At 39.8% G+C, this 22,040-nt stretch carries 18 protein-coding genes and 2 pseudogenes; 10 read left to right on the plus strand and 10 right to left on the minus strand.

Features of this window, described 5'->3' with window-relative positions; genetic code table 11:
- The first annotated feature begins 183 nt into the window (after window positions 1-183).
- From ribBA to glmS, 7 genes are read left to right on the plus strand one after another with little or no spacing between them, the layout of a single operon-like run.
- Window positions 184-1,305: a bifunctional 3,4-dihydroxy-2-butanone-4-phosphate synthase/GTP cyclohydrolase II gene (ribBA, locus tag ACINWC141_RS11770; protein WP_003654193.1), complete on the plus strand. Its 1,122-nt coding sequence runs from the start codon at window positions 184-186 to the stop codon at window positions 1,303-1,305.
- Window positions 1,306-1,316: 11 nt separating this feature from the next.
- Entirely contained in the window at window positions 1,317-1,787 is a 471-nt protein-coding gene (gene ribH, locus ACINWC141_RS11775) for a 6,7-dimethyl-8-ribityllumazine synthase (RefSeq protein ID WP_002119264.1), read from the plus strand.
- 3 nt (window positions 1,788-1,790) lie between these two features.
- Window positions 1,791-2,240, plus strand: a complete 450-nt coding sequence (nusB, locus tag ACINWC141_RS11780) for a transcription antitermination factor NusB (protein WP_009391323.1) — start codon at window positions 1,791-1,793, stop codon at window positions 2,238-2,240.
- Between the two features lie 16 nt (window positions 2,241-2,256).
- Entirely contained in the window at window positions 2,257-3,174 is a 918-nt protein-coding gene (gene thiL / locus ACINWC141_RS11785; RefSeq protein WP_009391357.1) for a thiamine-phosphate kinase, read from the plus strand.
- On the plus strand, window positions 3,152-3,667 hold the full coding sequence (locus tag ACINWC141_RS11790) for a phosphatidylglycerophosphatase A family protein (protein ID WP_009391429.1): 516 nt from the start codon (window positions 3,152-3,154) through the stop codon (window positions 3,665-3,667). The genes thiL and ACINWC141_RS11790 overlap by 23 nt, the downstream gene beginning before the upstream one ends.
- Window positions 3,668-3,683: 16 nt before the next feature.
- Window positions 3,684-5,048 carry a bifunctional UDP-N-acetylglucosamine diphosphorylase/glucosamine-1-phosphate N-acetyltransferase GlmU gene (glmU, locus tag ACINWC141_RS11795; protein ID WP_009391370.1) on the plus strand — a complete coding sequence of 455 codons (1,365 nt, stop codon included), beginning with the start codon at window positions 3,684-3,686 and terminating at the stop codon, window positions 5,046-5,048.
- A gap of 12 nt (window positions 5,049-5,060) precedes the next feature.
- Window positions 5,061-6,899 (plus strand): glutamine--fructose-6-phosphate transaminase (isomerizing), encoded by a 1,839-nt coding sequence (gene glmS / locus ACINWC141_RS11800; protein WP_009391340.1) that lies wholly within the window; start codon window positions 5,061-5,063, stop codon window positions 6,897-6,899.
- Window positions 6,900-7,123: 224 nt separating this feature from the next.
- Here glmS and ACINWC141_RS11805 read toward each other — a convergent pair.
- Window positions 7,124-7,418 (minus strand): annotated as a pseudogene (locus tag ACINWC141_RS11805) (hypothetical protein).
- A gap of 902 nt (window positions 7,419-8,320) precedes the next feature.
- Between ACINWC141_RS11805 and ACINWC141_RS11810 the strand changes: the two are divergent.
- Window positions 8,321-8,944 (plus strand): LysE family translocator, encoded by a 624-nt coding sequence (locus ACINWC141_RS11810; RefSeq protein ID WP_009391381.1) that lies wholly within the window; start codon window positions 8,321-8,323, stop codon window positions 8,942-8,944.
- Here ACINWC141_RS11810 and murI read toward each other — a convergent pair.
- From murI to hutC, 9 genes are all read right to left on the minus strand, one after another.
- Complete coding sequence (murI, locus tag ACINWC141_RS11815; protein ID WP_009391361.1) at window positions 8,931-9,731, minus strand: glutamate racemase; 801 nt, start codon at window positions 9,729-9,731, stop codon at window positions 8,931-8,933. The genes ACINWC141_RS11810 and murI overlap by 14 nt on opposite strands.
- 104 nt (window positions 9,732-9,835) lie before the next feature.
- The gene (locus ACINWC141_RS11820; RefSeq protein ID WP_009391377.1) at window positions 9,836-11,662 is read right to left on the minus strand and encodes a DUF885 domain-containing protein; all 1,827 of its coding nucleotides are present in this window, start codon (window positions 11,660-11,662) and stop codon (window positions 9,836-9,838) included.
- 252 nt (window positions 11,663-11,914) lie between these two features.
- On the minus strand, window positions 11,915-12,835 hold the full coding sequence (hutG, locus tag ACINWC141_RS11825) for a formimidoylglutamase (RefSeq protein WP_009391392.1): 921 nt from the start codon (window positions 12,833-12,835) through the stop codon (window positions 11,915-11,917).
- 10 nt (window positions 12,836-12,845) lie between these two features.
- Window positions 12,846-14,051, minus strand: coding sequence for an imidazolonepropionase (gene hutI / locus ACINWC141_RS11830; RefSeq protein WP_009391436.1), 1,206 nt, complete (start codon window positions 14,049-14,051; stop codon window positions 12,846-12,848).
- Window positions 14,052-14,102: 51 nt separating this feature from the next.
- Window positions 14,103-15,515 (minus strand): amino acid permease, encoded by a 1,413-nt coding sequence (locus ACINWC141_RS11835; protein ID WP_005300457.1) that lies wholly within the window; start codon window positions 15,513-15,515, stop codon window positions 14,103-14,105.
- Window positions 15,516-15,579: 64 nt separating this feature from the next.
- Window positions 15,580-17,118 (minus strand): histidine ammonia-lyase, encoded by a 1,539-nt coding sequence (gene hutH, locus ACINWC141_RS11840; protein ID WP_009391433.1) that lies wholly within the window; start codon window positions 17,116-17,118, stop codon window positions 15,580-15,582.
- 87 nt (window positions 17,119-17,205) lie between these two features.
- Entirely contained in the window at window positions 17,206-18,873 is a 1,668-nt protein-coding gene (gene hutU / locus ACINWC141_RS11845) for a urocanate hydratase (RefSeq protein ID WP_081400125.1), read from the minus strand.
- Window positions 18,874-19,133: 260 nt separating this feature from the next.
- Window positions 19,134-19,709: a HutD/Ves family protein gene (locus ACINWC141_RS11850; RefSeq protein ID WP_009391437.1), complete on the minus strand. Its 576-nt coding sequence runs from the start codon at window positions 19,707-19,709 to the stop codon at window positions 19,134-19,136.
- Window positions 19,706-20,458 (minus strand): histidine utilization transcriptional repressor HutC, encoded by a 753-nt coding sequence (gene hutC / locus ACINWC141_RS11855; protein ID WP_004790171.1) that lies wholly within the window; start codon window positions 20,456-20,458, stop codon window positions 19,706-19,708. Before hutC ends, ACINWC141_RS11850 begins: the two co-directional genes overlap by 4 nt.
- Before the next feature lie 353 nt (window positions 20,459-20,811).
- On the opposite strand from hutC, the pseudogene ACINWC141_RS11860 reads away from it, so the two are divergent.
- Together ACINWC141_RS11860 and ACINWC141_RS11865 are read left to right on the plus strand one after the other, a co-directional pair.
- Window positions 20,812-21,180 (plus strand): annotated as a pseudogene (locus tag ACINWC141_RS11860) (acyltransferase family protein); the annotation flags it as partial.
- A gap of 54 nt (window positions 21,181-21,234) precedes the next feature.
- A partial coding sequence (locus ACINWC141_RS11865) for an IS30-like element ISAba125 family transposase (RefSeq protein ID WP_081033352.1) occupies window positions 21,235-22,040 on the plus strand: 806 nt, incomplete at its 3' end.

The following is a 22,040-nucleotide window of genomic DNA, read 5'->3' on the forward strand; positions in this document are numbered from 1 at the left end:
CATGGCTTTTATTTTAAATAACTCCATTTTCTTATGATTTATTTGTATAAATAAAGCTGGATCTATTCTTAAGTGTCACAAATTTGGATAAATCAGAATCATAGGCAAAATTCTCTAAACAGCGTAAACTATGCAAAATTTATTAAATAGAAATTGTCTAACGACAAAAAAAGGTGAAAGCGAATGCCGCTGAGTCGTGTTGAAGATCTTGTCGCCGATATTCGTGCAGGCAAAATGGTTATCTTGATGGATGACGAAGATCGCGAAAATGAAGGTGATCTTGTCATTGCAGCAACGCATGTTCGTCCTGAAGACATTAACTTCATGATTACCCATGCACGTGGTCTGGTTTGCCTAACGTTAAGCCGTGAGCGCTGTAAACAGTTAAACCTTCCGTTGATGGTTGACCAAAACGGTGCTCAGCACAGTACAAACTTTACCTTATCAATCGAAGCCGCTGAAGGTATTACGACTGGTATTTCAGCAGCAGAGCGTGCACATACAATTCAAGCTGCTGTCGCAGCGCATGCAAAGCCAAGTGACATTGTACAACCGGGCCATATTTTCCCGTTAATGGCACAGCCAGGCGGTGTTCTACATCGTGCGGGTCATACCGAAGCGGGCTGTGATTTAACACGCTTAGCAGGTCTTGAACCCGCTTCTGTCATTTGTGAAATCATCAATGAAGATGGCACAATGGCACGCCGTGCAGATTTAGAAATTTTTGCCGAGAAGCATGGCTTAAAAATTGGTACAATTGCGGACTTGATTCACTACCGCATGACGAATGAGCAAACGGTTGAACGTCTGGATCAAAAAACCATTCAAACAGAATATGGTTCATTTGAACTTTATCGTTATCGTGAGATTGGTAACCCGGACATCCATTTGGCTTTAGTTAAAGGCGAGCCAAAAGAAGGTGTTACAACAGTACGTGTACATGGTTTCAGTCCAATTCGCGATTTGCTTAAGCTAAATAAAGCCGATGGTGAACCTGCGTGGAATCTAGACCGTGCACTACAGACAATTGCAGCGAGCGATCGCGGTGTTTTAGTCTGGATCGGGCAAGATCATTTGCAAGACTTGGGGCCAGCGTTGGATGATTTAAATAAGCCAAAACCGGTGAAATCCAATGCAGCACTTTCACATCAATATCAAACCATTGGTGTCGGTGCTCAAATTTTGCGTGACTTAGGTGTTGAAAAAATGAAGCTTCTTAGCTCACCATTACGTTTCAATGCTTTATCTGGCTTTAATTTAGAAGTAGTGGAATATGTCACTGCTGATCAAATCACAACGAAATAATCGAGGTTGCTATGGCAATTCGCCGTATTGAAGGTTTATTACATCTCGCAAGCGAAGGTCGTTATGCGATTTTAGTGGGTCGTTTCAACAGTTTTGTTGTTGAACACTTATTGGATGGTGCAATCGACACATTAAAACGTCATGGTGTAAATGAAGATAACATTACTGTTATTCATGCTCCTGGCGCATGGGAACTCCCGATTGTTGCTAAAAAATTAGCTACATCAAACCAGTTTGATGCAATCATCGCACTTGGCGCAGTTATTCGTGGTAGCACACCGCACTTTGACTTCGTTGCTGGTGAATGTGCAAAAGGTTTAGGTGTAGTCGCGTTAGAAAGCAGCTTACCTGTCATCAATGGTGTATTAACTACTGATAGCATCGAGCAAGCCATCGAACGTTCAGGTACAAAGGCAGGAAATAAAGGTAGCGAAGCTGCTTTAACTGCAATTGAAATGGTTAATTTATTAAAGGCAATTTAAAGCATGTCTCAAACACTGCAAGCCGCTTATGCAGCAAAACGCAAAGCACGTCGTTTTGCTGTACAAGGTATTTATGAGTGGCAAATGAGTCACAATCCTGTACATGAAATCGAAGCACGTACTCGTGCTGAAAATGCGATGCACAAGGTAGACTTAAATTACTATCACGAACTATTAACGCAAGTGATTGCACAGCGCGAAGATCTTGATGCATTACTCATTCCGGTACTTGACCGTGAAATTGATGCACTTGATGGTGTAGAGCTCGCAACCTTACGTTTAGGTGCTTACGAGTTACGTGATCATTTAGAAGTACCTTATCGTGTAGTTCTTGATGAAGCCATTGAACTCGCCAAACACTTTGGTGGAGCTGATAGCCATAAATACATTAATGGCGTTTTAGATCGTTTAAGTTCAACACTACGTAGTGCTGAAAAACAACAAGCAAACTAATAGGTTTGAAGTTGATATGGCTGAGTTTTCTATTATTGACCAGTACTTTAACAGACAATCTTATACAGATGTCACCTTAGGTATTGGAGATGACTCAGCCTTAATTACCCCTCCCCAAAATCAACAATTGGTGATCTGTGCAGATACACTAGTTGCTGGTCGTCACTTTCCTCTTAATACCTCTGCGCATGCAATTGGTTGGAAAAGTGTGGCAGTCAATCTTTCAGATATTGCTGCCATGGGTGCTAAACCTCATAGTATTTTACTTGCGTTAAGCTTACCTACCATTGACCACGAATGGCTCGAAGGATTCAGTCAGGGTATTTATGACTGCTGTAATCAATTTGGTGTCGCTCTCATTGGTGGAGATACGACCCAAGGTCCACATCTGACCATTACCGTGACGGCTATGGGCTGGATTGAAGCTGGACAAGCTGTGTTACGTTCAGGCGCAAAAGTCGGTGACTATGTGTGTGTGAGTGGTCAAGTTGGAGATGCAGCTTATGGTTTACAACACCTAGGTCATCCATTACAACAAAGACTAGACTACCCGACACCACGTTGTCAGCTTGGACAACAGTTGAAGGGACTTGCTTCTAGCATGATTGATATTTCTGATGGATTAGCCCAAGATTTAGGCCATATTTTAAAAGCCTCTCAAGTCGGCGCCCGACTATTTTTAGAAAAATTACCGATTGATTCAACACTACAAAAACTACCAGAACAGCAGCGTTGGCAATATGCGTTGGCTGGTGGTGATGACTACGAATTATGTTTTACAATAACACCGCAAAATTATGAAAAACTTTTGCAAAAACAACTAGACATTAAGATTACAATGATCGGAGAGATCGTTGAGCAAACACAACTAACTTTTGAGCATTTGGGTTCAGATTACCCATTGCAAATTCATGGATACCAACACTTTGCATAAGCCGCCGATTCATTTTAAGAACATGTCTTGGTTCAACCGCTGCATCGTTTTCTGTGGGGTTGGTTTCGGATCTGGTCTCGCACCTAAAGCACCTGGTACTTTTGGCTCTGCCTTTGCCCTACTCTTCGTTCCGATCTGGTTATCGCTTGGATTTAATTTAAGTTTAATCGCAATCATTATCATGTCTTTGGTCGGGATTTATATCTGTGGGCAAACTGCAAAAGTTATAGATGTACACGATGATGGTCGCATTGTGTGGGACGAGTTTGCAGGGCAATCTATTACCTTTCTTCCACTTCTTTATTTACAACAAATGAATTGGATGTGGATAATTGCAGGCTTTATATTATTTCGAATTTTCGATGTTTGGAAACCTTGGCCTATACGTGTTATTGATCGTCAAGTGCATGGTGGTTTTGGTATTATGCTTGACGATATTATTGCCGGTGTATGGGCTGCTCTTTGTACACTAATTATTATCCATTTGAGTTAAATCATTAGAGTTATACATGTCAACTACCGTCATTATTCTTGCTGCTGGCAAAGGAACGCGTATGCGTTCTCAGCTTCCTAAAGTACTACAACCTTTAGCGGGTCGCCCACTATTAGGACATGTCATTCAAACAGCAAAACAATTACAAGCTAACAATATTATTACGATTTATGGTCATGGTGGTGACCGCGTACAACAAACATTTGCCCAAGAAAATGTTCAATGGGTTGAGCAAGCTGAACAACTTGGTACAGGTCATGCAGTACAAATGACCTTACCGGTACTCCCTAAAGAGGGTGTTTCACTGATTTTATCAGGCGATGTGCCATGTATTAATGCAAATACGCTACAAAAATTATTAGATGCATCGACCCAGACAGGAATTGGCTTAGTTACGCTCACTGTAGATGATGCAACAGGTTATGGCCGTATTGTTCGCCAAGATGGCAAAATCCAAGCCATTGTTGAACATAAGGATGCAAACGAAGAACAACGCAAAATTAAAGAATTTAATACAGGCATTTACTGTGTTAGCAATGCAAAACTTCATGAGTGGTTACCTAAACTTTCAAATGAAAATGCGCAGGGTGAATATTACCTAACTGACATCGTTGCAATGGCAATTGCAGATGGTTTGGAAGTTGCCTCTGTTGAACCAGAGCTTGCTTTTGAAGTTGAAGGTGTAAATGACCGCATACAACTTGCAGCTTTAGAACGCCAGTTCCAACAAGAGCAAGTTAAAAAGCTCATGCAGCAAGGTGTAATGTTCTTTGATCCTGCACGTTTTGATTTACGTGGTTCTGTAAAAGTTGGACAAGATGTTCGCATTGACATCAATGTTATTATTGAAGGTGAGTGTGAGCTTGGTGATTTTGTAGAAATCGGCGCAGGCTGTATTTTAAAGAACACCAAAATTGCAGCAGGCACTAAAGTTCAAGCCTATAGCGTTTTTGATGGCGCAGTTGTAGGTGAAAATGCTCAGATTGGACCATTTGCACGCTTACGCCCAGGGGCTAAATTGGCAAATGAAGTGCATATTGGCAACTTTGTTGAAGTTAAAAACACATCGATTGGATTAGGTAGTAAAGCTAATCATTTCACCTATTTAGGTGATGCCGAAATCGGTGCTGAATCAAATATTGGGGCAGGTACAATTACTTGTAATTATGACGGTGCAAATAAACACAAAACCACTATTGGCGATGCAGTTTTTATCGGTTCTAATAGCTCGCTGGTTGCTCCGGTGACCATTGGGAATGGTGCAACAGTCGGTGCGGGTTCTGTGATTACGAAAGATGTAGCTGAACAAAGTCTCTCCTTTGAACGAGCGCAACAAATTTCTAAAGCAAATTATCAACGTCCCCAAAAGCTTAAAAAATAAGAGGATTGAAGTATGTGTGGTATCGTCGGAGGCGTTGCAGAGCGTTGTGTAACCGAGATTTTAATTGAAGGTTTAAAACGTCTTGAATACCGTGGTTATGATTCTGCGGGTGTTGCTTTACTAAATAATCAACAAATTTTACGTGAGCGCCGTGTAGGTAAAGTCATCAATCTTGCAGATGCAGTTGCTGAACACCAACTTACAGGGGCAATCGGGATTGCGCATACACGTTGGGCGACCCATGGTAAGCCAACTGAAAACAATGCTCACCCGCATATGTCTGGTAAAGTTGCTGTTGTACATAACGGCATCATTGAGAACTATCAAGAGTTAAAAGATGACCTTCAAGCGTTAGGTTATGTTTTTACTTCTCAAACAGATACTGAAGTTGTTGCACACTTAGTTGCTGAAGCCCTAAAAAGCACAGATAGCCTTTTAGAAGCTGTTGAAACTGTTGTACCACAGCTTAAGGGTGCTTACGCTTTAGGTATTATCCATAGCGATTATCCAGATGAACTTATTACTGTACGTGAAGGTTCACCTTTAGTTATTGGTGTAGGTATTGGTGAAAACTTTATTAGTTCAGACCAACTTGCTCTTTTACCTGTGACTAACCGCTTTATGTACCTAGAAGAAGGCGATATTGCCCGTCTTACACGTACTTCAATTGAAGTATTTGCAAATGGCGAACGCGTTGAACGTCCAGTGCGAGAGCTTGATGCAACTGTAAGTAGCGCATCAAAAGGTGAATACAAGCACTACATGCTCAAAGAAATTTATGAGCAACCAGAAGCAATCAAGCAAACTATTTCTCAAGCACTTGATGGTAATAGTTTACGTGATGATTTCTTGAAAAATTCTGAAGCAGATTTCAATAAAATTCAAAGCGTACAAATCATTGCGTGTGGTACAAGTTACCACTCAGGAATGATTGCGAAATATTGGTTTGAACAACTGATTGGTGTGCCTTGCCAAGTTGAAATCGCAAGTGAATTCCGCTATCGCACCCCTGTGATTGTTGAAAATACACTTTATATTTGTATTTCACAGTCAGGTGAGACTGCTGATACTTTAGCTGCACTACGTGAAACTCAAAAGCGTGCGAAAGCAAACAATATCGATATTCAGACTTTGACTATCTGTAACGTTGCTACGTCTTCAATGGTTCGTGAAACTGATCACCACTTATTGACTCTTGCTGGTCCTGAAATTGGTGTTGCTTCAACTAAAGCGTTCACGACTCAGCTTGCTGCACTTATGTTGTTAATCTTGAAAATTGGACAAGTTAAACAACGTATTAGCCCTGCTCTTCTTGAAGAAATTACACGTGAGCTATGGCACAGCCCGAAAGTTATTCTTGATACGCTTAAACATGATCCAGAAATTTTGCGTTTGTCTGAATTATTCGTTGAAAAAAATCACTGCTTATTCTTAGGCCGTGGTACGAATTATCCAATCGCATTAGAAGGCGCATTAAAGCTTAAAGAAATTTCATATATTCATGCAGAAGGTTATGCAGCTGGTGAGTTAAAACACGGCCCATTAGCACTTGTTGATAATGAAATGCCTATCGTGATTCTTGCTCCACATGATGAAATGCTTGATAAGCTCAAATCAAATATGGAAGAAGTTCAGGCACGTGGTGGTGAATTATTTGTTTTTGCTGACGAAAATAGCGGAATCAATGGAAAAGACCGTCAACACGTTGTGCATATTCCAGCAGTAAACGAATGGCTAGCTCCAATTGTTTATAGCGTACCAGTTCAGTTATTGTCTTATCATGTTGCGGTTTTACGTGGCACAGATGTTGACCAGCCACGTAACTTGGCGAAGTCAGTAACTGTAGAGTAATTCAAAAAGATCATTATTAAGGCATAACCTGCTCTAATAACTGATTTGATAAGCCCGATATGAATATTGCATATCGGGCTTTTTTATTGCCTTCATATCGCTACACAGATGCTTTGCCATGAAAGAAAATCGAGTTTGTTCGTAGAGCCCCTGTGTCATAACGGACTTTTACTTTTGCGCTGATTTAAAGTTTGAGAGATCATTGCGACACAGAGATAAAGGAGCTAAGCGAACTTAGACCATTTCATTTTTGTCGCAGCGTTGAATGCTGCTGAACAAGTTAGGGGCAAAGTCCTGTGGGAGATCAGGACTTTGCAAACTGGTGCGTTTTAAACGTTGCACGGTTTGAGGTGAATAAACCTGTTCAAGCTGTTGGCAAATACAATTGCAACTGGCTTGCATCTGTTCACCTGACAAACAAATTCTTTTAAATTCCTGCTGAGCATTGGCGTCATCATTTGTAATACTGTAACCACCGACCACAAGGTTTAAAACTAATATAAATTTATGAAGTTCCATATTATTCTCATGAATATTTATATCTTCAGATAAAATAAAAATATGATTCGCCTAAATATTAAAATAATTTTTAAATAATAATTAACCCTCCCAAAAAATAGGAAAATAAAATAATTAATATTATAAAATAAAAATAATTTATAAATCTAAAAAAATCAGGTCATAGAAAACCCAAACTTTAAATAAATAAAATAGTTAAATAAGAGAGAAAATAAGTTTGAATACTGGCCTGGCCAACTCCTTAAAAATGGAGTCCTACCACCAAATCACCGCGAATTAATTTATGGTGGTAGAACGAAAGAGGGTTAGCAGACTGACCTAGCGACCAGCACGCGCGAACGCGTCCCCCTTCCGCCCTACCATAGAGAAAAAGGGGGCACAAAGGTTCCACACGGGAAATACTGAGAAAGTATAACCCGACACGCTAGGGTACGGTCTGCTAAAACCGACTGGCAATGTAGGCCAGCAACGAAATAATAATCGGTATAATAAAGAACGTCAATTTATTTTAATGAAAAAAGTTTAAATATAATAATTTTATTAATATTTAAATAATATTATCCTCTTTATTATATTTATAACTTTTAATTAATTTTAAAATATAAACTTGGGTTATATATATTTGGTTAATAAAATAGATTTATCGTTAATTCTAATTTAACAGTTTATATAAAAATATAAGATAAGAAAAAGTGAGATATAAAAAAGATCTTAATCTAGTTGCTCTGAGCTTAGAGTTTTGTGATTGAGTTTTTTGACAGTGACTCTAAAAGTTAGATCAAGTTATTTTGACTTTTTATAGCCATAAATCTGATTATAAAAATTGAAATACTTATAAATTTCATATACTTTAAATTGTTTAAAATTCATTCAAAAATAGTAACAATAAGATAGGTAATAACATGATTTCTTTAGAACTTTTCATTACATTTTTAATTACTACGATTATTTTTGCTTATATTCCGGGCCCAGCAATGCTCTATACCGCTGCACAGACGCTTTCTCGCGGAAGAAAATCGGGTTTGATGGCGGCATTTGGAATTTTCTTAGGAGGCTGTTTTCATATCATCGCAGCCTCTTTAGGCTTAACGACCATCTTTCAAATCATTCCAAAACTCTATGATATTATTAAAATTTTAGGTGCGTTGTATTTAGTCTGGTTAGGCATTAAATTAATTAGATCGACCCCTTCCCCTACTATTCAGCAAAATGTTGAAAATGGTCAGTTATCTTTGAAGCAGAGCATACTGGTCGAAGTTTTAAACCCTAAAACTGCTATTTTTTATATCGCATTTTTACCGCAATTTATTAATACTTCATTAGATTTTCCAGTTTGGTCTCAATTCATCATTTTAGGACTGATTGTTAATCTGATCTTTGTTTCTGCTGATGTTGTTTGTGTGTTTTTAGCCAATTATATTAGCCAAAAATTAACTAAATCGAAGAAGCCCCAAAAATCTATGTCAGTTATGGGTGGACTCATTTTTATGGGGCTAGGCGTTTTTCTTGGCTTTAAAAACCAGTAGTTTCTACGGGTAAATGTGTACCTAACAAAGAAAAAGTCACGTCCGCAACTTCCAACGGTTCTGAACTGGTCCAAATAATATGATTGCCTTCATTTGGACTTTCAGAACTTAAATTGAATTGATTGAGCTGCCGAATTAATTGCGCTGTTACAGCTTCCGAAGGCTCAATAATTTGAATATACGGGCCTACAATTTCCTGAATTGTATCTGAGACAAATGGATAGTGTGTGCATCCTAAAATAATCGTATCGACTTTTTGTTCGACTAACGGCGCCAAAATATTTTTTAAATAATCTTTAACTTCCGCTGTATGTGCTTTACCCGTTTCAATTTTTTCGGCTAAGCCAATACAAGGCACCAAAGACACTTTAATATCTTGCGCATACGTTTCAATTAGACTTTTTAAGTTTTTGCCCTTTACCGTGGTTGCAGTTGCCAAGACAGCAATATGCTTGCTTTGTGTGATTGCTACCGCGGGTTTTACCGCTGGCTCTATCGCAATAAGTGGCACATTAATTTGCGCTCTGATTGTTTCTATCGCTACAGCCGTCATGGTGTTACAAGCAACCACAATCGCTTTGCACTTCCCGTCATTTATAAGATTTGAGATTAAATGAGTGGTTCTTGAAACAATCCAGTCGCTATCTCTATCACCATATGGGACATATTTCGAGTCGGCGAAGTAGATAATGTCTTCATTCGGAAGAGCCTGCCGAATGTGCTTAAAGAGAGACAGCCCACCTAAACCAGAATCAATCATTCCAATCGGGTTATTCTTCTGGTTCATTATTTTTCCAATTTTAAATTCTAAAAGAAACTATATTTTTCATTATTATATTCTGTTTTTAAATCAGGCCCAACGAGGACCTGATCTAAATTTCGACTTTTCTTTTAAGCTGCCGCTTTTTGTTCCTTAATCCAATTTTTAATACGTGCATCCAATATATTTAAAGGCAATGTTCCTGCATTTAAGATCATGTCATGGAATGCTTTGATATCAAAACGGTCTCCAAGCTCATGTTTCGCGAGCTCTCGAAGCTCTAAAATTTTTAGTTGGCCCATCTTGTAAGCTAACGCTTGGGCAGGAATAGCAATATAGCGGTCTGCCTCTGCCTGAATATCGGGTTCATCTAAAGCAGAGTGTTCTCGCATAAAATCAATCATTTGCTGACGGGTCCACTTTTTATAATGCACGCCAGTATCAACCACTAGACGACAAGCACGGAACAACTCACTCGATAGTCTTCCATAGTCTGAAAGCGGGTCTTTATAGAAACCAACATCTTTACCCAATTGCTCTGCGTAAAGTGCCCATCCTTCAATATAAGCGGTGTGGTTGGGTTGCTTTCGGAACATCGGCAAATTTGGCAGGTTTTGGGCAATATCAATCTGCATATGGTGCCCGGGAATTGCCTCATGGTAAGCGGTCGCTTCCATTGATATTTTGGAACGTTCAGAGAAGTCGCCAGTATTTACATATACTTGTCCAGGGCGTGAACCATCAGGCGTGCCTTGGTGATACTCCGCACCTGCTGCTTCTTTTTCTCGATATTGCTCTACAGGCAAAACTTCGACTTTGTTTTTGGGTAATAAACCAAATAGTTTCGGCAACTCTGGTTGCATTTGGGCAATATATCCGCGGTAAATCTCTAAAATTTCTTCACGAGATTTTGGAAAAACAGCGGGATTTGTTTTTAAGAATTGTTGGAAACTTTTTAAATCATTGAAACCTTGTGCTTTGGCAATTTTCAGCATTTCCGCTTCTATGCGAGCCACTTCTTTTAATCCAAGCTGATGAATATTTTCAGGGCTTTCCAACGTGGTCGTATTATCTTCTACATAATAGCGATAGAGCTCGTCACCGTTTGGCAAGCTCCAGATACCTTCGTGTTGTCGCCCATAAGGTAAGTAATCTTTCTGAATAAACGTACCGAGTTTTTCATAAGCAGGGCGAACATTCTGATCTATGGCCTGTAGAATTTCACGGCTTAAACGCTCTTGTTCTGCTTTCGAGATGTTTTTGGGAAATTGCTTTAATGGAGAAGCAAATACACTGTCCTTCCCTGAAGGAGTCGCAATGCTATTAATCTGCTTTGCCACCTTTTCAATTAAATATTTTGGTGGCATTAAGCCGTCTTTTTGTCCTTGTTTTGCTAGCTGAGTACCTTGATCAAGAATAAGAGGAATTTGTTTTAAACGAGCAATATAGTCTTGATATTGTTTAGCATTATCAAATGGAATTGAGCTAATGAATCCCGGAAATTGTAAATGTAGTCCCCACATTTGATTGAAAGGCATCTCATAGAGTTTCAAATCATAATATTTAAGTGACTCTTTCAACTGATAAATCATTAAATCTTTATTTAATTGATCAGTTGCTGAAAATCCTGTGCTATCTATTGCTTCAAAACGTTTTAAAAAATTTTGAGTAGTTTTTTTATCTTTCTCAATCTGATTTTTTGAAAACTCGGTCCATCGATCGTTGTAGCGTAAATCTCCTAAAGTCGTTGCAATTTCAGGATTATTTTTTAAAGTATATTCCCACTGCTCTTGTAAAAGCTGGTTTAAAGCTTTCACCCGAACAGAGACATCACTCTTTTGTTTAGATTGTAATTTTTCGATGGTATTCGTATTAATTTCGGGGGTTGCAGCACCAGAAGAATGAGACATCCAAAATAAAACACTGATACAAGCCAAATGTAAGGTTCTGTTTTTCATTTAATTATCCAGAAATATTTAACGAAGTTTAAAATATAGACAAAACAAATTACGTGCCAAGCAGCCTATAAAATGGTGTAAAAATCGAGTATTTTTTAACTCAATGATTTTATAAATTAATTTTCTTTTTAATTAAATTATTTATAGTTGCTATCTTTATTCTATATCGGACTTTAATTTACCAGAAAGTCAAAAAAAGTGCACATGAGCGATCTCAGTGCACTTTTTCATTTCTACATTAAAAATTGTTTCTCAAGAAAACAAATATTGATAAACAATATATGCAGCCAGTTTTGCTGTTCTGTTGTCTAAATCAAATTTTGGATTGCACTCAGCAATATCTAGAAGTTTGATTTTTCCAGTCTCTTGAATATGCTTAAAAATTGCCTCAAAAGTGGCTAAATCAATTCCTTTTACAGCAGGTGCACTGACTCCCGGTGCAACCGCAGCCGTGAAAACATCTAAATCAATCGTAACGTACAAACAGTCTACTTTTTCAATAAAAGCATCAACCGCTGCAAGCACGTTTGGTAGGTTAAAAATATTAACCTCATGGTCACGTAAATATGAACAATTCAGCACATCGGCTGTATCAAACAAAACTTTAGTATTGGCGTGGTTAGCAACCCCAATACATAAATAATTAAATTGTTTTTGATGCTGTTCTGAAAGTCGCGCTGCTTGTAAAAAAGGTGTTCCAGATGTCGCATATTCTGCTTCACGCAAATCAAAATGGGCATCGAAATTAATAATGCCTATTTTTTTATCTGGCGCATGTGCTTGTACATAGTGGAACAGACCGCTAAAACTGCCAAATGCAACTTCATGTCCACCACCAAGTACAATCGGTTTTAAACCATTTTGTAGGCTAGTTGCGACTTGCTCGGCCAACTCAGTTTGAGCTTGCTCTAAATTGTCATATTCGCAGGTCACTGTACCTAAATCGACAATACTGACTGGACGATGAATCGGTAAGTTAGCAAGTTGATTACGGATTGCGTCTGGCGCATCGGCAGCACCGACTCGGCCTTTATTGCGCTTCACGCCTTCATCAGAGCTAAAACCAATCAACGCAAATTCGGCATGTTGGGTTTTGTTCATAATATGATGAATACGTTGGTGTGCATCACCTTCGCCATCATGGCGGCCTTGCCATTTAAATGTGTGATTCATATGACACCGTTTAAAAAATAACTTCTTGTCCATGCTGAACGACTCGCTTAGGCAAATCGCCGCCAAGCCAGTAAACAATTTCAGATGGATGCTCAATATCCCAAGCGACAAAGTCAGCGACTTTACCCTGCTCTAAACTGCCGTGCGTTTGCTCTAAACCAAGCGCTTGTGCAGCATGAATAGTGACACCCGCTAATGCTTGTTCTGGCGTTAGGCGGAAGAGCGTACTGCCCATATTGAGCATTAAACGTAAAGAAAGTGCTGGAGATGTACCCGGGTTTAAATCGCTCGATAGCGCAATACGTACGCCATGTTTAATGAGGCTTTCAATCGGCGGATATTGTGTTTCACGCAATAAATAAAAAGCGCCCGGCAATAACACAGCAACCGTACCCGACTCTGCCATAGCTTTGACATCATCTTCGGTCATGTACTCTAAATGGTCAGCCGACAAAGCATGATAACGTGCTGCCAAGCTTGAACCACCTAGCGATGAGAGCTGTTCAGCATGAAGCTTAACGGGTAGACCCAATGATTGTGCCGTTTTAAACACACGTTCAACCTGAGCAGGTGAAAATGCTAAATGCTCACAGAATGCATCTACTGCATCGACTAAACCTTCAGCATGCAGTTTAGGCAGCATTTCTGTACAGATATGCTCAATATAAGCATCGCTTTGATCTTTGTATTCTGGCGGTAATGCATGCGCAGCTAAACAGGTGCTTTTGACCGTCATTGGTAAAGCTTCACCAATTTGACGAATCACACGTAGCATTTTGCGCTCATTTTCGTAATTGAGGCCGTAACCAGACTTAATCTCAATGGTGGTTACACCGTCTTGTTGCATGCAGCGAATGCGTTTAAGTGCTGAATTTAATAATTGTTCTTCGCTTGCTTCACGCGTTGCACGTACTGTACTGGCAATGCCGCCACCGCTTGCTGCAATTTCAGCGTAGCTTACACCTTGCAAGCGTTTTTCAAACTCAACACTACGATTGCCGCCAAATACACTATGCGTATGGCAGTCAATAAACCCTGGGGTTACCCAAGCGCCATTTAAATCAACTGTTTCGGAATATGTATCGGTAGGAAGTTGTTGTTGTTTTCCAATCCATTGAATGAGATGCCCTTCTGTGACAATTGCAGCATCTTCAATGTAGGAGTATTGCCCATTTTGCATGGTCGCAATGTGGCAGTTTTGCCAAAGTTTTTTCATGAGCCTTTCCTCAAAACTGCCCAATAGTTAAACCATTGGGCAGTTCATTTGTTAGCTTTCTATCTCAACATTTTGCTGGATAGGATTACTTTCCTTTCCCAAGTTTTGCTGTGGTTTTACCCATATGCGATAAGCAATAGTTAAGAGTGCAAGCCATGTTATTCCGACATAAATTGCAGGACGTGAATCAGGGAAATAACCCATCATCACTAAAATAAACACCATAAAACCAATCGCGAACGCAGGTGCAACTGGCCAACCCCATACAGGGAAATCAAGTGCCTTAATTTCAGCAGTAGATAATTTACGGCGCATCGCAACTTGCGAAAGCAAAATCATGAGCCATACCCAAACCGTTGCAAAAGTGGCAATTGATGCAATGATCATGAATACATTTTCAGGAATTAGGTAGTTCAACACCACACCAATTAACAGCACACCAGCCATAACCACAACAGTCATCCATGGCACACCATTACGCGATAATTTTTGGAAAATGCGAGGTGCTTGACCACGATTTGCCATACCATAAAGCATACGGCCAGCGCCAAATACATCACTATTAATTGCCGAAATCGCAGCAGTCACCACCACAATATTTAAAATATTCGCGGCAGATTTAATGCCTAAATTTTCAAAAATTTGTACAAATGGGCTACCTTGGCTACCAATTTGATTCCATGGGAAAATCGACATCAAAACAAAAATGGTCAGTACATAGAAAAGTAAAATACGTACTGGAACAGCATTAATTGCTTTTGGCAAAGTGGTTTTCGGGTCTTGTGATTCGCCAGCAGTTAAACCGATAATTTCGATGCCGCCAAAAGCAAATACAACCACAGATAAACATGCAACTAAGCCTGCAATACCATGCGGCATAAAGCCATCATAAATCCATAAGTTTTGAATACCCGGTACTACACTGCTATGGTCAGCGTGGAAGCCATAGAACATTAAGCCTATTCCGCCTAAAATCATGGCAACAATGGCACTCACCTTGATGATGGAAAGCCAAAATTCAAGTTCACCAAAGACTTTAACGTGAATCAGGTTAATGGCACCCAAGAACATAATGAGAGATAAAATCCAGATCCACCGTGGTACATCGGGATACCAGAACCCCATATAAATACCAAAAGCGGTGACATCGGCAATCGCGACAATTACCATTTCAAAAACATAAGTCCAACCCGTCGTAAAACCGGCCAGAGGACTAATGTATTGTGATGCATAGTGGCTAAATGAACCAGATACTGGGTTATGGACAGCCATTTCACCCAGTGCGCGCATAACGATATAAATTGCAATCCCTGCAACGATATACGCCAATAATACTGAAGGCCCCGCCATTTTAATAGCAGTTGCCGAACCATAGAAAAGCCCAGTTCCGATTGCTGAGCCCAATGCCAAGAAACGAATATGGCGGGTGTTCAAACCCCGCTGTAGTGTGGAGTTTTGTGACATTATAATCTCCAATCCTTGAGGAAATTTAGTTAGATTCGGCCACTCCATGTGACCGTTTTATCAATCACACTTCAGATAAACTTGGGAGTAGTTTTGGAATAATTAACTCGTTTAAACAACCACTCGAGAGTAATTCACTTGCCTGTTCAATATCAGGAGCAAAGAAACGGTCTTCACTGTAGTAAGGAACTTGATCGCGCAAGATTTTACGAGCTTGTTCAAGTTTAGGCGAGCTTTTTAAGCCTTCACGGAAGTCTAGACCCTGACAAGCGCCTAACCATTCGACAGCTAAAATGCCACGAACGTTATCCGCCATTGGCCAAAGTCGTTTACCCGCATTCGGAGCCATAGATACATGGTCTTCCTGATTCGCTGAAGTTGGTAAACTATCAACACTTGCTGGATGTGCAAGTGCTTTGTTATCACTCGCAAGCGCTGCTGCGGTCACTTGAGCAATCATAAAGCCCGAGTTCACACCACCATTTGCAACTAAGAACGGTGGAAGCTGTGACATGTGGCGGTCCATCATCATCGAAATACGACGTTCTGAAAGTGAACCAATTTCTGCGATTGCCAATGCTAAATTATCTGCCGCCATTGCTACAGGTTCTGCATGGAAGTTACCACCAGAAATCACATCACCTTGTTCTGCAAAAACAAGCGGGTTATCAGATACAGCATTTGCTTCAATTTCTAAAACTTCAGCAGCCTGACGGATTTGGGTTAAACATGCACCCATCACCTGTGGTTGGCAACGTAAAGAATACGGATCTTGAACTTTGCTACAGTCTTCGTGTGAATGTGCAATTTCACTTGATTCTGTTAAGAGATCACGATACGCCGCAGCCACATCAATTTGACCACGTTGACCACGAACTTCATGAATACGAGCATCGAATGGTGAGCGTGAACCCAACATTGCTTCAACACTTAAGCCACCACAAACTGTCGCAGCCGCAAATAAATCTTCAGCTTCAAACAAGCCACGTAAAGCGTAAGCAGTTGAAACCTGCGTACCATTTAGAAGTGCCAAGCCTTCTTTAGCCGCTAAAGAAATTGGCTCTAAACCTGCAATTTTTAAAGCTTCAACTGCCGGTAACCATTCACCTTTATAACGCGCTTTACTTTCACCTAGTAAAATCAATGACATATGTGCAAGTGGAGCTAAGTCACCTGAAGCGCCTACTGAACCCTTAAGAGGAATATGCGGATAAACTTCAGCATTAATTAAAGCCAACAAAGCATCAATGACTTTACGGCGAATACCTGAGAAACCACGTGCCAAGCTATTTGCTTTCAATAGAATAATTAAACGAACCATTGCATCATCAAGTGCTTCACCTACACCTGCTGCATGCGAAAGAACTAAAGAACGCTGTAATTTTTCTAAATCTTCAGGAGCAATCTTGGTTGAAGCAAGTAAACCAAAACCTGTGTTAATGCCGTAAGCTGTACGTCCTTCATTTACAATCTGTTCTACACAAGCCACGCTTGCGTTAATTGCAGCTGAAGCACTGTCATCTAATTTAACTTTAATCGGGTTGAGGTAAGCTCGACGTAAATCAGCTAAGGTTAATTTTCCCGGTTGGATCAGTAATTCCATGTTGGCTTCCTAATTTTTTACACTATATTCTGCTGAGACGGTGCTTTTCACAATTGCAAAAAGCACCGCCAGTTCTTCCATGTGTTTTTATTGAGTGATCATTGGCAAGTTTAAGCCTTGCTCTTTCGCACAGTTAATCGCAATTTCATAGCCGGCATCTGCATGACGCATAACACCTGTTGCAGGGTCATTAGTCAGTACACGAGCAATACGTGCAGCAGCGTCATCTGTACCATCACACACAATTACAACGCCTGAGTGTTGAGAGAAGCCCATACCTACACCGCCACCATGGTGTAGAGAAACCCAAGTTGCGCCGCCCGCTGTATTTAACAATGCATTTAATAAAGGCCAATCTGATACGGCGTCTGAGCCATCTTGCATTGCTTCAGTTTCACGGTTTGGACTCGCAACCGAACCTGAGTCTAAGTGGTCACGACCAATTACGACTGGTGCAGATAATTCACCGCTACGAACCATTTCGTTAAATGCCAAACCAAGTTTTGCACGTAAACCTAAACCAACCCAACAAATACGCGCTGGTAAGCCTTGGAAGCTAATGCGTTCACGTGCCATGTCTAACCAGTGATGTAAATGTTCATCATCAGGAATTAACTCTTTAACTTTGGCATCTGTTTTATAAATGTCTTCTGGGTCACCAGAAAGCGCTGCCCAACGGAATGGACCAATACCGCGGCAGAACAATGGACGAATATATGCAGGAACGAAGCCAGGGAAATCAAAAGCGTTTGCTACGCCTTCTTCTTTCGCCATTTGACGAATGTTATTACCATAGTCAAATGTTGGAACACCCATTTTTTGGAAATCGAGCATCGCTTGTACGTGTTTTGCCATCGACTGTTTTGCAGCTTTTACAACAGCTTCTGGTTCTGTTTTCGCACGTTCACGGTATTCATCCCAAGTCCAGCCTACTGGTAGGTAGCCATTGAGTGGATCGTGTGCACTTGTTTGGTCGGTTACCATGTCAGGACGTACACCACGGCGAACAAGCTCAGGTAAAATTTCTGCAGCATTGCCATGAAGTGCAATTGAAATGACCTTACCTTCTTTCGTATAACGATCAATACGCGCTAAAGCATCGTCTAAATCAGTTGCTTGTTCATCTACATAACGAGTACGTAAACGGAAATCGATGCTTGCTTGCTGGCATTCGATGTTTAAAGAACAAGCCCCTGCAAGTGTTGCAGCTAAAGGTTGAGCACCACCCATACCGCCTAAACCAGCAGTAAGAACCCAACGGCCTTTTAAATCACCATTGTAGTGTTGGCGGCCTGCTTCAACGAAAGTTTCGTAAGTACCTTGTACAATGCCTTGGCTGCCGATGTAGATCCAAGAACCTGCTGTCATTTGACCGTACATTGCCAAAGCTTTAGCGTCTAATTCGTTAAAGTGTTCCCAGTTTGCCCAGTGCGGTACAAGGTTTGAGTTTGCAATTAAAACACGTGGTGCATCTTTATGAGTTTTAAATACACCGACTGGCTTGCCTGATTGAACTAATAGAGTTTCATCAGTTTCAAGATTTTTTAAAGTATCTACAATTTTGTCGAAACATTCCCAGTTTCGTGCTGCACGGCCAATACCACCGTATACAACCAACTCTTTCGGGTTTTCTGCAACGTCCGGATCAAGGTTATTCATCAACATACGTAATGGAGCTTCAGTTAACCAACTTTTAGCCGTCAATTCAGTGCCGCGTGGCGCACGAATTTCTACATCACGAAATTTTGTTGTCATTGTTGTCACAGGCGGACTCCTTCCTTTGAGCTTACATCAGCAGAACATCACTTGTTTCTGCATTTGTATAGTAATGTATTAACTTGTATATACATCCATATACTACACAAATATTTTACGGCGTGAAGAGGCTTGCTCATATTTTTTTAACAAAATTGAATAAGCTTATGAATTAAATTAATTTATTTTTATATTAGGCACAAAAAAAGCACATATCTTTTCACTCGACATGTGCTTTTTAAGTCGTAGATAATGTCTTTTTATCGTTGAATTAACTCAATAACATAGCAACTTTTGTGTTGTTTTTTTGGAAAATTGACGGAAGTAACTCCAGCCTTTTTTTCAATTCTTAATGTCTCGTGAGCAGCAACGTGAACGGAATGATCATCCACATTTACTTCCGTTTCAGAACCACTATTAAAAATAAAAATCAGGTCTGCCGAACTTAAAAAGGTCTGTGCTTCTGTACTGTCTACTCTCTGAAAGCGGGCATGAAACTTTGCAGGATCATAAATTAAATTTAAATCTCGAATTGCACCGTCTACCAGTTCACTTTGAACCTGACTCTCACCATGAAAAGCAAAAATATCACCTTGGTTCAGCGTTTTGGCAGGAAGATCATCGACATGCAATACCATGCCTTTCCCATCAAGCACACTAATAATTCGCTGCTTATGGGGAAATAGCGAAAATGGCCCAGAAGTTGTCACGTCTGCCATCGAAATGCGCCAATCGAAATCAGCTTCACCTTGGCTTCGCGCAATTTCTAAAGTAAAGCCCGCACCGTTTTTCCAAAGCATTTTTGTATATTGATCGGCCCTGATCAATTCAATCATGGGTTAAATTTCCCTTCAAGATAGTAGCGGCTACCCGGATAAATCAGACGTGCACTTGAAATAAGTTGTTTGTTTGACCATGTGCGACGACGGATCAACAAGCATGGCTCAGCTTTTGTGATCTTCAACCATTTACACTCTTGCGGAGATGCTAAAACTGCCTCAACAATATGCTCACCTTCTGACACAGGTGCTTTTGCCATGAGGTAAGCATTTGGGGTAATGGTTTTAAAATCTTGTTGTAGATAATCTGGAATCAGTGCTGCGTCGACTAAACGATCTTCGACCTGAACAGGTACATCATTTTCATAATGCACAATAATCGAGTGAAATAATCTTTGCCCTTCGCGAGTCTGCATTAACACGCTTTGCTCTGCATTTGCATAAATTTGTTCTAAGACTAAAACTTCAGCGTGGTGCTTATGGTTTCGTGCAATAATCTCATCGGCAATATTATTAATCTGAAAAAGTGCAGTTCGACCTTGCCCTTCAGCTACGAAAGAACCCACACCCTGAATTCGAACAAGTAGGCCCTCAGTCGTTAATTCACGAAGCGCACGGTTTACCGTCATACGGCTACAGCCAAGTTGATTCACCAGTTCACTTTCCGAAGGAATTTTTTTATTTACAGCCCAAGTACCTTCATAAATCTTTTGTGAAATCAGCTGTTTGACGCGTTGATATAAAGGAACTGGACTATCAGCTTCAATCGAAAGCTCAGCATGTTCTTGTTTTGATGTTCTGGGCATAACAAATACTCAAAAAGGCAGCAGGCAAAAAGGTATTTTAGTTGACATACTATGTATATACAACTACATACAACATGTTAATTTATGAATTAAATAGATTTTAAAAAGTTTAAAAAATAAACATGGCTCAATAAGAGCTAATTTAAAGTTTTATGTAGAGAAATTCAAATATATAAATGCTTTATCAATATTTATTTAATAGTTATTTCTGCTATGCCTTGACTCAATTCAAGGATGTAAAAAGTACCGTCTTTTCTGGTTTACGAAATGATGCTTAAAATTTTTATTTAAAATAACTGATCGATAGTATTCTTCTGCCACACAGTATATTAATAAAACTGGAAGCACATCGAATGCGTAATTATAAAATAGATATTCTTCGAGGAATTTCTATCCTTTTGGTTCTTTTACATCATTTTAATATTCCCTATAAACTTAAAGATACATGGTTAGGTTTTAATTTCTTAGGTGAAGCTTTTAGCACAGTCATCGCAAGAAACGGAAATTATGGCGTGACCATGTTTTTTGTGATTTCGGGTTTTTTAATTACCCATCACACCTTAAAAAGAGACAAACAATTTTCGAAAATTAACCTCAAGCATTTTTATATCCGACGGGCAGCGCGTATTTTACCGTGTCTGGTTTTACTCATTTTAGGTGTAAGCATACTTGGGTCATTTGACTTAAAACCCTTTATGAACCAAGCTCCGAATGGCATTGAGGGCAGAGTAAAACTTGAAGTGCGACATAAACCACCTAATTAATTTAAAGGGTTTATGGAGTATATAAAATTGTCATACCATCATCTTAACTTTGAAGATCGTACTGCATTAATGCTTGAGTCAAGAAAAGAAGGCTTTTCAGCCAGAAAATTTGCTGAACTCATTAAAAGACATCCTAGTACGATCTATCGTGAGCTTAAAAGAAATAGCATCAATGACGTTTATCAAGCTCGATATGCTTCTGATAACACCTTCGCTAGACGTAGACGTGGTCACAGAAAACTCAAAATCGATTCAATCCTCTGGAAATTTATTGTTGAAGCGATCCGTTGTTTATGGTCTCCTCAGCAAATAGCAAAGCGTTTAAAGACATTTCCTGATTTGGATCAAACAATGAATGTAAGCCATACAACGATTTATTCAACGATACGAGCATTACCAAAGGGTGAGTTGAAAAAAGACTTATTATCCTGTCTGCGTCATGAAAATAAAAAGCGAAAAGCTAACGGTGAACCTAAAAAAGATTCTATATTACAGGATATTAAAACTATTCATGAGCGCCCAGCCGAAGTTCAAGAAAGAAAAATACCGGGTCATTGGGAAGCTGATTTAATTAAAGGTAAAGACAATAAAAGTTCGATAGCAACACTTATTGAACGAAATACACGGCTCTGTATCTTGGCAACATTACCTGATGCAAAGGCAGAATCAGTGCGCAAGGCTTTAACTGAAGCTCTGAAATATTTACCTGCAGAACTGCGTAAAACGTTGACCTATGACCGTGGACGCGAGATGTCAGAACATAAAATACTCGAAGAAGATTTAGGCATAGATGTATATTTCTGTGACCCACATTCACC

Source organism: Acinetobacter sp. WC-141 (genome assembly GCF_000313935.1).
In the GTDB taxonomy this organism is placed as follows: Bacteria; Pseudomonadota; Gammaproteobacteria; order Pseudomonadales; family Moraxellaceae; genus Acinetobacter.